Source organism: Micromonospora sp. WMMD980 (assembly GCF_029626035.1).
In the GTDB taxonomy this organism is placed as follows: domain Bacteria; phylum Actinomycetota; class Actinomycetes; order Mycobacteriales; family Micromonosporaceae; genus Micromonospora.
Genome location: NZ_JARUBE010000003.1, coordinates 5,182,371 through 5,194,753, shown reverse-complemented (window position 1 = coordinate 5,194,753; position 12,383 = coordinate 5,182,371). Strand labels below are relative to the sequence as shown.

Annotated in this window: 16 protein-coding genes; all 16 read left to right on the top strand. The window is 71.3% G+C overall.

Features of this window, described 5'->3' with window-relative positions:
• Positions 1–88: 88 nt before the first annotated feature.
• On the top strand, positions 89–472 hold the full coding sequence (locus O7618_RS24430) for a hypothetical protein (RefSeq protein ID WP_278108461.1): 384 nt from the start codon (positions 89–91) through the stop codon (positions 470–472).
• Positions 473–843: 371 nt separating this feature from the next.
• Complete coding sequence (locus O7618_RS24425; RefSeq protein WP_278108460.1) at positions 844–1,710, top strand: hypothetical protein; 867 nt, start codon at positions 844–846, stop codon at positions 1,708–1,710.
• 184 nt (positions 1,711–1,894) lie between these two features.
• The gene (locus O7618_RS24420) at positions 1,895–2,725 is read left to right on the top strand and encodes a MarR family transcriptional regulator (RefSeq protein WP_278108459.1); all 831 of its coding nucleotides are present in this window, start codon (positions 1,895–1,897) and stop codon (positions 2,723–2,725) included.
• A 99-nt stretch (positions 2,726–2,824) separates the two neighbouring features.
• A complete protein-coding gene (locus O7618_RS24415) occupies positions 2,825–3,451 on the top strand; it encodes a GGDEF domain-containing protein (protein WP_278108458.1) in 627 nt (208 codons plus the stop codon).
• Positions 3,452–3,548: 97 nt separating this feature from the next.
• A complete protein-coding gene (locus tag O7618_RS24410) occupies positions 3,549–4,148 on the top strand; it encodes a hypothetical protein (protein ID WP_278108457.1) in 600 nt (199 codons plus the stop codon).
• A 532-nt stretch (positions 4,149–4,680) separates the two neighbouring features.
• Positions 4,681–5,196 carry a hypothetical protein gene (locus O7618_RS24405; RefSeq protein WP_278108456.1) on the top strand — a complete coding sequence of 172 codons (516 nt, stop codon included), beginning with the start codon at positions 4,681–4,683 and terminating at the stop codon, positions 5,194–5,196.
• A complete protein-coding gene (locus tag O7618_RS24400; protein ID WP_278108455.1) occupies positions 5,193–6,305 on the top strand; it encodes a C40 family peptidase in 1,113 nt (370 codons plus the stop codon). Before O7618_RS24405 ends, O7618_RS24400 begins: the two co-directional genes overlap by 4 nt.
• A gap of 192 nt (positions 6,306–6,497) precedes the next feature.
• Positions 6,498–7,169 carry a hypothetical protein gene (locus O7618_RS24395; protein WP_278108454.1) on the top strand — a complete coding sequence of 224 codons (672 nt, stop codon included), beginning with the start codon at positions 6,498–6,500 and terminating at the stop codon, positions 7,167–7,169.
• Between the two features lie 47 nt (positions 7,170–7,216).
• A complete protein-coding gene (locus O7618_RS24390) occupies positions 7,217–7,717 on the top strand; it encodes a hypothetical protein (RefSeq protein ID WP_278108453.1) in 501 nt (166 codons plus the stop codon).
• Between the two features lie 98 nt (positions 7,718–7,815).
• On the top strand, positions 7,816–8,484 hold the full coding sequence (locus O7618_RS24385; protein ID WP_278108452.1) for a hypothetical protein: 669 nt from the start codon (positions 7,816–7,818) through the stop codon (positions 8,482–8,484).
• Positions 8,485–8,593: 109 nt separating this feature from the next.
• Complete coding sequence (locus tag O7618_RS24380) at positions 8,594–9,757, top strand: DUF4314 domain-containing protein (RefSeq protein WP_278108451.1); 1,164 nt, start codon at positions 8,594–8,596, stop codon at positions 9,755–9,757.
• Entirely contained in the window at positions 9,750–10,022 is a 273-nt protein-coding gene (locus tag O7618_RS24375; RefSeq protein WP_278108450.1) for a hypothetical protein, read from the top strand. Before O7618_RS24380 ends, O7618_RS24375 begins: the two co-directional genes overlap by 8 nt.
• Positions 10,023–10,141: 119 nt before the next feature.
• On the top strand, positions 10,142–10,501 hold the full coding sequence (locus tag O7618_RS24370) for an Lsr2 family protein (protein ID WP_278108449.1): 360 nt from the start codon (positions 10,142–10,144) through the stop codon (positions 10,499–10,501).
• Complete coding sequence (locus tag O7618_RS24365) at positions 10,501–11,166, top strand: hypothetical protein (protein ID WP_278108447.1); 666 nt, start codon at positions 10,501–10,503, stop codon at positions 11,164–11,166. The genes O7618_RS24370 and O7618_RS24365 overlap by 1 nt, the downstream gene beginning before the upstream one ends.
• Complete coding sequence (locus O7618_RS24360) at positions 11,153–11,551, top strand: hypothetical protein (protein ID WP_278108445.1); 399 nt, start codon at positions 11,153–11,155, stop codon at positions 11,549–11,551. The genes O7618_RS24365 and O7618_RS24360 overlap by 14 nt, the downstream gene beginning before the upstream one ends.
• A gap of 231 nt (positions 11,552–11,782) precedes the next feature.
• Positions 11,783–12,364 (top strand): hypothetical protein, encoded by a 582-nt coding sequence (locus O7618_RS24355; protein ID WP_278108444.1) that lies wholly within the window; start codon positions 11,783–11,785, stop codon positions 12,362–12,364.
• The last annotated feature ends 19 nt before the right edge of the window (positions 12,365–12,383 follow it).

Genomic DNA, 12,383 nt, shown 5'->3' with positions numbered 1-12,383 from the left:
CCTGCCGCCGACCCCGCTGCACTGACGCGATCCTGCCCACCATGGGACCTCGTCAGCCAACCGCAACCACGACAGGAGGCACCTGCCCATGACGGAGATCGTCAACCTGACGCCGCACCCGGTGCGCGTCTTCCCCGAGGACACCCCGGATCGCATCGAGCCGGGCAGCGTCACCCCACTACGCGTGGTCCCCACCAGCACGGCACACCAGCCGGCCCGGTTGGGACAACACGTCCTCGGACCCGAGCACCTCGACCTCGACGTCCCCGTCGAGCGCGTCGCCTACGGCGCGGCCCACCACGACTTTCCGCCACTGCCACCGCCGCTCCCGGGCACCTACTACCTGGTGTCCCTGGTCGTCGGACTTGCCGCGACCAGCCGCGAGGACCTGCTGGTCTGCCACGACACCGTCCGCGACCTGAACGGCTGCATCATCGGCGTCCGCAAGCTCGCCCGTCCGCACCGGGGCTGACCACCCAAGCCGGCAACGACCTCACCTGGTCGAGGCCACGTCACCTACCCCCGAGCAACCGCGAGACCAGGTGCTGCCGCCCGGGCCGGCGACACCGCCTGCACGCAAGCACTGTGACGTCGTCACCAACCCGGACGGCGCGTCGGACGCAGCTGTCGTGCCGTCCCGGCATCAAGCGCAGCCTCCAGCGCTCGACCTGGCCCTCATTCCAGGTCGTGCCCATCGCGTCTCACCCTCCGGCGAGGCGCGCGAACCGGCGTCCCACCACCGGCCGGGCGCCCCGGGCATGGGGCGCCGCCACCTCCTGGCCTGAAACAGGCCGCGCTGTTCCTCTTCCCACCCCCTTCCCCTCTCAAGGAGGTTCCCTCACCATGTCTCAGCGTCTGTGGTTCCGTGTCGAAGACGTGCTGCCCCTGGCCGAGCACGCCCTCGCCTGCACCACCCACCACCTCACCCGCGCCCAACTCATGGCCGGCGAGCACAACACCCCCGCCCTGACCCTGCGCCGCGTCGGCGCCGACGGACACCTGCGCTCCAACGGAGTGCCGACCTGGCACACCGACGACGGGGACGAGCATGCCGCCCACGGCCGCGCCGTGCGGCACGTCGACGAGGCCCCCGACCCCGCAGAAGACCTGTACCTGCCGCTGCGTCACCCCGGCTGCGACGGGCGTCGACCCATCGACGTGCTCCGCGCCGCCGCCGCCCTGGACCATCACTGGCTGGCCATCGACACCGACACCTGGCCCGGCGCCGTCCTCGACACCAGCCACATCGAGGCCTACGACCACCACGCCGACACCCTCGGACCGCATGCGCGGTGGCGGCCGGCGATGGTCACCGCTGCACGACTGAACGCCCGCTGCTATCCGGCGCTGATCGCGCGGGACCACGTCCTGGGTGAGGACGGCCTCCTGATCTGCCGGCTGCACCCGCGCACCGTGCGGCACCTCACCGCCGACCTCACCGCCCCCTGGCGCGCGGCAACCATGCCCGGAGAGCACCCACTCGTCCGCTTCTACGGCGCCACCGCCGTGCTGCTCGAAGACACCGACAGCGGCGGCCACCCTCGCGTTGCGGTCGACGACCGCTGCCACCCCGACCACGACGGCTGCTACCCCCTTGGCATCGACCGGTGGCACTGGCACATAGTCCCCGCCGTCGCCATGCCGCTTCACGACCGACTGCGGCTGCACCTCACCACCCTGCACGGCCGTGTGCGCCCCCGCCGCCGCTAACCCGGCGCGCGCCGTCCGATCAGAGCCTACGAACTCCAGCCGGGCCGCCGATCGCGACCTGGCCGCCGCGTCCGCGCCGACACGCGGCGCACTGATTCCACGAAACCGTGAATCGCACTTGATCCACGGCGCGAACGAAGCGTGGATCAGTGCTGACCCCCATCTCACAGAAGGGACACCGTCCATGACCGACGCACCGGAGCCAACCGCACCGCACGCGATGTTCAAGGTCCTCGCCGCGCTCGCCGAACTCGGTGAGGACACCGCCGCCGCCGTCGCCGATAAAGCCGGACTGGCCTACTCCACCGCCACCGCGAAACTGCGTGCCTGGGAGACGACCGGGCAGGCCGAACGGGTGCACACCGACAGCAAGCGCGCTGTATGGCGGCTCACCGACGCCGGACACGCCACCGTCGGCGCCGCCTCCGCGGCGCCGCCACCAACCCGCGACAGCGACACCCCGTCCCCGGCCGACAGGCCCACCGATGCCACTGGAGCGGATGCCTCCGCCGACAGCGCGCCCCGCGAGACGCCGCTGGCCGGCGAGGTCGAGCACGCCGACGTGGACGACACCTCGCTCACGCCGCCGGCTCCACCGGCTGATCCGCCGCCCACCGTCGACCGCCCGCCCGCGCCTGACGAGGAGGAGCCTGCGCCCGGCGCGTCGAGGATCGCCACCGACCCGGCGGGAGACACCGACGATCAGACACCGGCGACCGACCCCGCCGCCCCACCCGAGGCGGACACACAGCCCAGCAACGCCTCGGGCGGGCATCCTCGCCGGGCGAAGGGGTCACTGCGGGCCGCGGTCCTCGACGTCCTCGAAGCGCGCCCCGACCAGGCATTCAAGACCGGTGAGCTGTGCAGGCTCATCGATGCCGCGAACGCCGGCACCGACGCCCGCAAGGCCAGCCCTGGGGCGGTCGCCAACGCCGCCGACAAGCTCGTCATCGCCGGCAAGGCCATCCGCACCGACGACAAGTACGCCACCTTCCAACTCGCCACCACCCCGTAACCAGCCCTGCCTCGAGGTAGCCCGGAGGCGGGCGGAGAAGTTTGACGGCTGACCCGCCCGCCCCCGGTGCTCCTTCTCACGAAAGGAGCGTCTTCCATGATGCACCACCTCGCCACCGCCCTCGGCGGTGTGCTCGCCGGCCTCGCCCTCGCCATCCCCGTGCTCGCACGGCAACAGCGGATCCTGACCAAGGTCCGCTGGATGGCCCACCACGACGACGTCACCGGCCTGCCGAACCGGCGGCTGTTCCTCGACCGCCTCCGCGCCGCCCTCAACGACAACATCCCGACCGGGGTCGTGCTGCTCGACCTCAACGACTTCAAGACCGTCAACGACACCCTCAATCACGAAACCGGCAACGACGTGCTCAATCACGTCGGTCGCCGGCTGTCGAGCCTGGCCGGTCCGATCCTCGCAGCCCGGCTGTCCGGCGACGAGTTCGCGCTGCTCGTCACCGGTGACCGCGCGGCCACCGAAGCCGCCGCTCACGCCGCCTGGCAGGCCATCGCCGCCCACTCGATCCGCGTCGTCAACGGCGACCTCCACGTGACTGCCTCGGTCGGCCATACCCACACTCACAGCCATCACTCGGCCGTCGGCCCCCGCCAGTTGCTCAGTCAGGCCGACAGCGCCATGTACGAAGCCAAGGTCACCACCGGCCGGGTACGCGAGTACCTGCCCCACCGCACCCCGACCGTGCGCAGCCGCGCTCGCCAGCAGCACTGACCGCCCTCCCTCTCCGAGCCCCGACCCGTGAAGGGACCCCGCAGCCGCCCAGGCCGCGGGGTCCCTTCACTGCTACCCCTCCAGATGGGAGACCACCGTGCTGTCCGACAACGCTGTCCGCACCCTCACCGCCTGCCTCGAAGACGCCGACGCCGACGCCGCGCACCTCGGCTGGGGCGACACCGCGACCCTGCTACTCATCCACGACTGGCCCCTCAACCCAGCCCTGCCACGACGGCGCAAGATGCGCAGCCTGGAGTTCCCCCTGCACCCCGAAGACCTGCTCGCGCATCCCGCTGGCCTCCCGGCGCTGCTACACCGCCTGGCCGAGCAGTTGCGCGACCCGGGCACCGTCACCCCGTACCAGAAAATCCTGCAGACGATGCTCGCCCGGGCCCGCGCCACCGCCCCGGACGTGCGGCTGCTGGCCTGGGCCGTCTGCTACCACGACATCGACCTGCGCGACGGCCGCCCCGCACTGGTACGACGGGTCGACGCCGTCGACATCGATCAGCGCGGCTACCAACTCACCCACCCGCTCGACGACGACCGCCCCTTCATCCTCGTCGACGACACTCCCGGCCCAGCCGACACCCCCGCCACCCGCACCGGCCTGGTCGCGCTGCTAACCGCCACCGTCGGCTCCACCGGACAGCAGCCGTCAGGGCCCTCTGCGAGGTGCGGTGATCGGTGCTGACCACCTCCGCCCCACGACACGTCCATCCGCCGCCACCACCGCGACGCCCTCGACGCGGCCACCGCCAACCACCAAAGGCGGCGGTCGCGTGCACGCCGGCGCCCACTGCGAGTCCGCTACGTATCCGGCCGACGGCCATCCGGACGCCACCCTGCCGGCCCTAACCGTTATCTGGGCCCACCACACCGCCGCGCTCATCCGCCCACGACTGGGAGCAGCTCCGCGCCGACAAACTCATCGGCGCCGGCAAGGCGATTCGGACCGAACCAACCTTCAGCCGACGCGGACCCGCCGGCGGATCCATCAGGTGCCAGGTCCGCTGCGCCGTGCGCGAGGCCATTGTCACAAAACCACCGATACCGATGGCCGCCTGCGGCGGAAACTCTGCGCCCTGCTGCTTGCGCCGCGGATCGAGCGAAACCACCGAACCCGTCTACGGCTTGCGCACCTGGCCCAGCCTCCCGCCTGCCGCGAACCCTGCCCCATGTCAAAACGCCACCAAGTCCTCACCTGCCTGCGAAGGAGCCTGTCCGTGAGTACGACCTGCTGCATCGGCGCCATCCACCCTGACAACCCCACCCTCGTGCACGCGAGAATCGTGCACTACGACGGATACCCATCCAACATCCTGCCGACCCTCGCCGCGATCTGGGCCACCCACGCCCACCACGACACCGCCGCGCTGATCACCACGATCCTCGCCAACGATTGGGAGCATCTCGACGAGGACACCACCGCGGCCACCAGCTCCCACTTCGCCGGCCAGCAGCCGGTGCCAGGAGTCGGCGTCACCTTGGCCTCCACCAGCGACGGCGTGACGGTAGACCCGCCGGAGCCGGTCACCGTGTTCCCGCTGTGCCACGCCGCGCACCTCGACGTCGAATGGATCTACCTCATCGACGCCGTCACCGACACCATCATCGTGCACACCGGCGACGGAACCCCCACCGCTGTCTACCCGCTGGTCAGCTGCCTGAGCACCGACGACGCCACCGCGGGCAGGATCAGCGGCAGCGAGCCGCCACCACCAGCATCGGCACTACGATGAGCACCCGCGCGCTCGGCATGGTCGCCGCCGCGGTGATCGTCGTGCTGGTGCTCTGCGCGGGCGGGATCGGCGCCCTGTTCACCGGAGGCGGCAGCGCCTCAGCCGGCTGCTACACGGCCCTCGGCCCGGACGGGCAGCCGCTGCTGCCCACCCTGGCCACATCCCCGCCCGCCGCCGGGGTTGGCGGGTGGGACCGCGAGCAGACCGGCAACGCCGCGGCGATCGTCGCCGTCGGGGAACGGCTGAAGGTGCCACCGAGAGGCTGGGTCGTCGCCCTGGCCACCGCGATGCAGGAATCCACCCTGCGCAACCTGCCCGGCGGCGACCGCGACTCCGTCGGACTGTTCCAACAACGCCCCTCTCAAGGCTGGGGCACCGCCGCGCAGTTGCAGGACCCCGCGTACGCGGCCGGGAAGTTCTACACCGCCCTGTTCGCGGTCGACGGGTGGCAGGCGATGGCGCTCACCGACGCGGCGCAGGCCGTGCAGCGCTCCGCCTACCCCGGCGCTTACGCCACTTGGGAAGACGACGCGATCGCCCTGGTCCGCGTCCTCGCCGGCGGCACCCCCGCCGGACCGGTGACCGTCGACCTGGAACAGGCGATGAGCAACCCGCTGTGCCTGTTCGACGGCGGCGACGGCCAACCCGGCGCCGACCAGGCACCCCTGCCGGACGGATTCACCCTGCCACCGGGCACCCCGCCGCAGGTGGCCACCGCCATCGGATGGGCCCTGAAGCAACTCGGCTCGCCCTACACGTTCGGCGGGGACTGCACCGACCCGCACTCCGGCATCTCCCGGCGCCAGTGCGACTGCTCATCGCTGATGCAGCAGGCCTACCGCAACGCAGGCATCGGCATTCCCCGCACCACCGCCGACCAGGTCCACGCTGGCAGCGCGGTCAGTGACTACCGGGACCTGCGTCCCGGTGACCTGCTGTTCATCCCCGGCAGCCGCGGCAGCGCGCAGCGTCCAGGCCACGTCGGCATGTACCTCGGCCAAGGGCTCATCGTGCAAGCCCCCCACACCGGCGACGTCGTCAAGATCAGCCGCCTGTCCGCCTGGGCCGGCCAACTCGCCGCCGTGCGCCGCATCGTCGCGCAACCCTGACGCCGGGCAGCGACTCACCCCCTGACATGGCTGCAAGCGGCACGGCGCGCGACATCGCGGCGGCTGGTATCGCGCACGCGCGCCAGCGACACCGCAGCACACCCCAAAGCGATGTCCGGGCGCCTGTCACCTCGCGGCGGCACCACGACCGCCGTCGACATCCACCCCTCAATCGAAGGAGGACCACGACCCGTGAGCGCACCCGCGCTGATCGGCGAGACCGCGTACCGCGGCACCTACGTCGCCCGCCACATCCAACTCGGGGAAGCACCGAAGGTTCTGGTACCGCTGCTGCGCCGGATCTGGACCAACACGTTCGACCGCGACACCCCCGCGATGTCCGTCGCCCTGCTGGCCCGCCCCTGGGTGCAACTCGCCCTCAATCCGAAACCACGCCGATGGGACCAGCATCCGCCGGTGCCGGGCGTGGGTTACCCCGCCGCGACCGGCCACGACGCCCTGTGGCGGGGCTCGTTGCGCGAAAGCGTCGACGGGCCACTGGAATGGCTGTACCTGCTGGACCTCGACCAACGGCGGCTGGTCGCATACCAGACCACAGTCCACGGCCGCTGGCTACGGCACAGCGCCCACCACCTCGACCCGGCCGAGGACCTGTTCGTCACCGAACCCGCCCTCAACGACAGCGGCCCGGACGTGACGGTGTGCACCGTGTGCGGCGCAACCGACGACATCGATCACGTCGAGGTGCCGTCCATGGCCGGCTACGGCTACGACATCACCACGTCCTGCAACCGCTGCGGCTCCCTGATCGCCACGAACCCGTTCTTCGGTGACCGACTGATCCGCAAGCCCTGGCCGCCGCCGCAACCCGCCACCGGCGGCACGTCGGGCAGCACGCACTGAATACACCCCCCACCCACCGACCGCTTCCACAACCGAAGGGAAAGCTCATGATCGCGCGCACGCAGGAGGACATCCTGTCTCGCATCAACCACATCGCCGGCAGTGACGACCTGTTCGGCTTCCGCCAAGATCTGCTGATCAACGCCCTCGACATCGACCACGCTCGCCCATTCCTGCAACCCGGCGTCACCGCGCAGCAGTGGAACCGAAGCCGGTGGGACGGTTACGCCGACGCCGAGGCGTACGGCCGCGAGTACTTGTGGTTCGCCGTGCACAAGGTCGTCAATCACCGCAGCGGATCCGCGTCACGCGCGGTCGACAAGCTCACCGAACTGGCTTGGCTGCTCGGCCGCGACGACGTGGTCGCCGCTGTGACCGCCGCCCCTTACCCGAGGTACGGGGCACCGAAGATCGCCGTGTTCGCCGAAGGGCTCAGCTGGCCGCTGCACAGCAGCGCGCAGGACCCCGACGGGCGGACGGCCTTCACCCGCATGGCCGCCGGCCAGCCCTGCAGTCCCGACGGCTGCAGGTGGTGCTGCGAGGAGTAACCCCCGCCGACCACACACCACCACGCTCATCGCCGGCCGCGACCCCCACCAGGGGCCGCGGCCGGCACGCGTCCACCCCTCAATCGGAAGGACCCCGCATGACGTCCGAGCCGAGCTCGCACGAACCCGGCGGCTACATCCTGCGACTGCCACACCTGCCGCCGGCAGCGCCGCTAGATCTCGACGCCTACGTCCACGACCCGGGCAGCCCGGTCCTCGACCGCGCCGCCGTCGAAAACCGCCTGACCGGCCGCGGCCATCCCGGCAATGCCATCGCCGTCGGCGACCTGGTCCGAGCAGTTGGCGAAGCCACCCGATGGCGGGTCACCGCCGTCGAGCACCACAACGGCCAGATCACCATCACCGGCGAGGGCGACACCACCCGCACGGTGGCGGGCATCGACGTCGAGGTCGTCAGCGTCGCCGCGCACCCACCGGTGCCCGACGAACTCCTCGAAGGGCTGAGCCTGGAGCAGGCCCGTCAGGTCATCACCGACATCGCCTCCGACTACGGCAGATACCCCCAGTACACGACGGCATCTTTCGCCGACTGGGTGTTCGGCCGCGTCGTGGCCGAGATCCATTGGCGCAATGACCCCGCCGCGCCAGTGGACTTCCCCGCCGGGCAACGGGTGCTCGTGCGCGTCGACAACCGGCTCGTCTACGGCGCGACCAACCCGCGCACCCTGACCGCCTACTGCACCCGCGGCCCTCGGCCCGGCATCGCCACCGCCCTCTGGCCGCACCAGATCCGCCTCGAAGGATGACCGCCCTGCAACGCCTCCCGGCGCGGGCCCACAGACGAGGACACCGCATTTCCAGGCCGCCATCGCCGATGGCCGTACGCACGACACCACACCGAGAAGGACACCTGCGATGACAAGCCCTACCAGCCACAGCCAGCCGGACGACCAGCCCACATCGGCTACGTACCGCCGCGGCGACCGGGTCGTGCTGGCGCACACCAGCGACCCCCACACCCGGCTGCGTCCCGGTGACGAGGGAACCATCCGCCGCTACGAACCACATGGCCAGGTCCTCGACGTGGCCTGGGACAACGGCTCCACCCTGTCGCTTCTGTTGGGCGAGTCCGACCGCGTTCGTCGGCTCCCCGCCCCACACCCCGCCGATCTCGGGCGGCAGGTGCGTGAGGCGTTGCGTGCCGCCGGGGCGGCTGCCGGCCGCGACGCCGCCGCCTGGTGGGCGCAACACACCCTGGCAGGCCAGGCGCGCGGCGACGTCACCGACATCGCCCGACAGGTCCTGTCCGGTATCGAGGACGTCGTCCCGCTGATCCTCGACGGGCTCCCGACAGCCAACCGGTACCTCTTCGCCGAGGACGCTGAGCGCTACACCGAGCACGCCCCGCCCAACTCGCCAGGCTGGCAGGATCTGAGCGCGCAACAACGCGACCAGGCGCGGTGGGCCTGGTGCGGCGGCTACGACGACGCCGCACACGCCGAGGCCGAACGTCAGTGCCGCATAATCCTGCACCCCGACGGCGACGACCGCGACCTCACCCATGTCCACCCCGACCATGTGCGCCTGGGCGGAACAGGTGTGTTCGCCGGCGACTGGGCCTGGCAGCCCAACGCCGACGGGCAGATGCGCATCCCGGTCGGCTTCGCCGGCACCCTGGTCGACCTGTGGAACGGCTGGGCTGTGTTCACCTGCACCCGCGACGTCGCGCAGGCGATCGTCGCCGACCAGCAGGCCGCCCGCGACAACCTGCGCCAGTCCCTGGCGCACAACGGCATCGCCGAGGCAGACCTCGACCGTGCGGTGGATCAATCGATGGCGCGGCTGTCCTTCGACGGCGACATCATCGTCGCCGACGCCACCCGCCTGGCCGACGACCCGGAGGCGATCGACCGAATCAGCCCGGACGCGGACGGCCGCTACGTAGTGATGGGCCGCTCGTGGCCCTGGCGTCCGGTGCATCCCTACGACTGCGACCGCATCGTCGGCGCCATCCCCGACCCACCCACGAACGACGACACCGCGCAGAACCTCCGCCCCCAGGGGCGAGCCGATGTCTGAGCAGCCGGCACGCCAAGACCAGCGGACGCTGGATGCCGGCGAGATCGTCACCGTCGCGCCAGCGCTGATGGGGCAGATGGGCCCGTACCTGTACGTCGTTATCGATGGCTTCGACGACCCCCGCTATACCATCGCCCGCCTCGGCGGTGACGGCTATCAGTGGCCCAACGTCAACCGCGAGGACCTGATTCCCACGGCGCCGCGTCACATCGTGCGCGTCACCGACGCCGGCAACGACGGCGACGTCGCCTATATCGCCGGCTGACAGCAACCTCGGCGCCGGCACCGGCCCTGCAGTGCCGGCGCCGATCACATCGTCAGCACCGCCCCGCCACCTCCATTGGTGGCGGGGCTTCGTCATGTCCACGGACAGAAAGCAGCCTGATGTCAACCAGAATCATTGTGGTGCTCACCGACGACCTGGACCACAGCACGCAGGACGTCCGCACCCACCGCATCGCCCTCGACGGTGTCGAGTACGAGATCGACCTCGCCCCGCACAACCTGCGGCAGTTCAAGGACACCTACCTCGCAGCAGCCCGCCGGCTGCCCAAGCGGCCCACCGGCCGGCGACCGGGGCCGAGCGTCCCCACCGGCCAGCCGGCCGACGTCCGCGCCTTCTGGGCCGCCCACGAACAACAGCTGCACCTTCCCCCGTACCACCGGCACGGCCCGATCCCCGCGGAGGTCTACGAGGCCTACCGCACCGCTACGGCCCGCACGCACGGTCAGGAGAGGCGCTGATGGCACACCACCTCTTCGCCGTGCTGGTACGCGCCGGCGCGACCGTCGTCAGCATCGACGCGCACCTGGACACGCCGATGCGGCTCGTAAGCCGCGAGCACCGCATCGATGGCTACCGGCTCGGGGGACAGGTCACCGGAGCGTGGGACCCGCGCTACGACCCCGACGCCGACCCGCGCAACTGGCACACCTGCGACGCCTGCCACGGCGCTACCCACATCGACGGGGCCGCCTGCCCCGCCTGCGCCGACGCCACACAAGCCGGCCGCCGGCCCGGCACCGTGGTGCCCTGGAGCTACACCGAGTGGGCGCCGTATCCGGGTGACATCGTGGCGCTGCCCAGGCTGCTGCACCCGGGCTGGCGGTTCCCGCCGGGGCGCACCCCGGTGGCCTGGGTCGACCTGGCCGGCGTCGTGTGGCTCGACACCGACGCAGCCTACGACGCCGTCAGCGACAGCGGCCAAGTTCCTGCACGTCTGGGGATGGTCTTCCGAGACCTCGTCAGCGGACGCCGCAACCCGGATCCGATGGCGCCGACGGCGGCGCCCAGGGGCACCGTCGCCGGTCGGGTCCTGCCCGCCCGGGGGCCTGGGCGCCTGCGGCGGGCACCGGTGGCGTTCCGCGCGGCGGACTGGTCGGTGGCGGTTGTCGATGCCCACGCCTGACTACCAGCCGGCTCGCGGCAGCGCCGCGGTGTTTTCCGGGCCGTGGCTGCGCTACCCGACGAGTCGCCACTCGCACCGCTACCACGAGGGTTACGCCGCCACGCTGATCGGCTGGTGGAACGGGGCGTGCGAGATCAGCGTCGACGCCGACGCCGCCCGGGCGCTCGCGGACACGTTCGCCGAGCTGGCCGAGACCGTCGGGGGTGACTGGCGCACCGTCGACTTCGACGGTGACGTTCTCACCGTCGCGCGACCGCTGTCGCTCGGCGGCGGTGTTCACCTCGCGCGGCCCGTGCACGGGCGCTACCGGATCGGCTGGGGGTTGCCCTGGATACCGGTCGATCCTCGGCGCTGCGACCGGGTGGTCGGCCATCCCGGAGCCTGACACCCCCACCGGCTCCCAGTTGGCAGCGATCGCGACCGTCAGCAGATCGCTGCGCACACCCGCCGCCTCGCTGCTGACGTCCGTTTCCACTGTTCCTGACTACCGCTGCGCGGGCTCATTCCTGCAGCCAAACCGAGCACCGGCACCACCGGCGAGTCACGCGCTGGCAGCCGACGGTCCTACGGCGACCGGACCCCACTGACGACATCACGTATTCCTGAAGGAGGATGCATGCTCCACCCCCGTACCCGAGACGCGCTGACCCGCGCACTGCTCGACGTCGAGACCCTGCATGAGCGCCGCGGATGGGATCTCCTCCCGACGCTGATCGGCCTGTTCGACCGGCCGCTTGCCGCCGAAGCGCACGCGGTGACCCTCGACGCCGACCTGTTCGATCCGAGTGTCTGGCACAACCTGACCCTCGCGGGAGGAGACGCGAGTCTGCCGCCTGCCGTGGTCCTGCACAGCCTGGCCGACATCGCCGGCAGCCCGCCCGCGCGCGACGCGATGCGGTCGCGGCTTTACCGCGACGGGCGACGCTGTATCGGCTTCGCCCTGGTCGTCGAGGTGTGGGCAGCCCCGATCCGGTCGGGATACCGCCACGGTGACCTCGCCAAGGCGCCACCGTCGGAGCGATTCGAGACGCGCATCGTCGCCGCTGTCGACCTTGATCGTCACCGCTACCAGATCGAGCGGGTCCGCGGCGCGCGGGCCGCCACCGTCGATCGGGCGCAGCGTCCACCCTCTGCAACCGCTGAAGGCCGCATCGTGGCCGGCCTGGACCGGCTGGTGGATCTCGCTCGAACCCTGTGACAACACGCCACCTCGCTAA

Bases quoted from the DNA above. Each gene is read 5' to 3' on its own strand.
- O7618_RS24375 (WP_278108450.1), top strand. From the start codon at position 9,750: ATGTCTGAGCAGCCGGCACGCCAAGACCAGCGGACGCTGGATGCCGGC.
- O7618_RS24385 (WP_278108452.1), top strand. From the start codon at position 7,816: ATGACGTCCGAGCCGAGCTCGCACGAACCCGGCGGCTACATCCTGCGA.
- O7618_RS24370 (WP_278108449.1), top strand. From the start codon at position 10,142: ATGTCAACCAGAATCATTGTGGTGCTCACCGACGACCTGGACCACAGC.
- O7618_RS24430 (WP_278108461.1), top strand. From the start codon at position 89: ATGACGGAGATCGTCAACCTGACGCCGCACCCGGTGCGCGTCTTCCCC.
- O7618_RS24380 (WP_278108451.1), top strand. From the start codon at position 8,594: ATGACAAGCCCTACCAGCCACAGCCAGCCGGACGACCAGCCCACATCG.
- O7618_RS24400 (WP_278108455.1), top strand. From the start codon at position 5,193: ATGAGCACCCGCGCGCTCGGCATGGTCGCCGCCGCGGTGATCGTCGTG.
- O7618_RS24425 (WP_278108460.1), top strand. From the start codon at position 844: ATGTCTCAGCGTCTGTGGTTCCGTGTCGAAGACGTGCTGCCCCTGGCC.
- O7618_RS24360 (WP_278108445.1), top strand. From the start codon at position 11,153: ATGCCCACGCCTGACTACCAGCCGGCTCGCGGCAGCGCCGCGGTGTTT.
- O7618_RS24415 (WP_278108458.1), top strand. From the start codon at position 2,825: ATGCACCACCTCGCCACCGCCCTCGGCGGTGTGCTCGCCGGCCTCGCC.
- O7618_RS24420 (WP_278108459.1), top strand. From the start codon at position 1,895: ATGACCGACGCACCGGAGCCAACCGCACCGCACGCGATGTTCAAGGTC.
- O7618_RS24390 (WP_278108453.1), top strand. From the start codon at position 7,217: ATGATCGCGCGCACGCAGGAGGACATCCTGTCTCGCATCAACCACATC.
- O7618_RS24355 (WP_278108444.1), top strand. From the start codon at position 11,783: ATGCTCCACCCCCGTACCCGAGACGCGCTGACCCGCGCACTGCTCGAC.
- O7618_RS24365 (WP_278108447.1), top strand. From the start codon at position 10,501: ATGGCACACCACCTCTTCGCCGTGCTGGTACGCGCCGGCGCGACCGTC.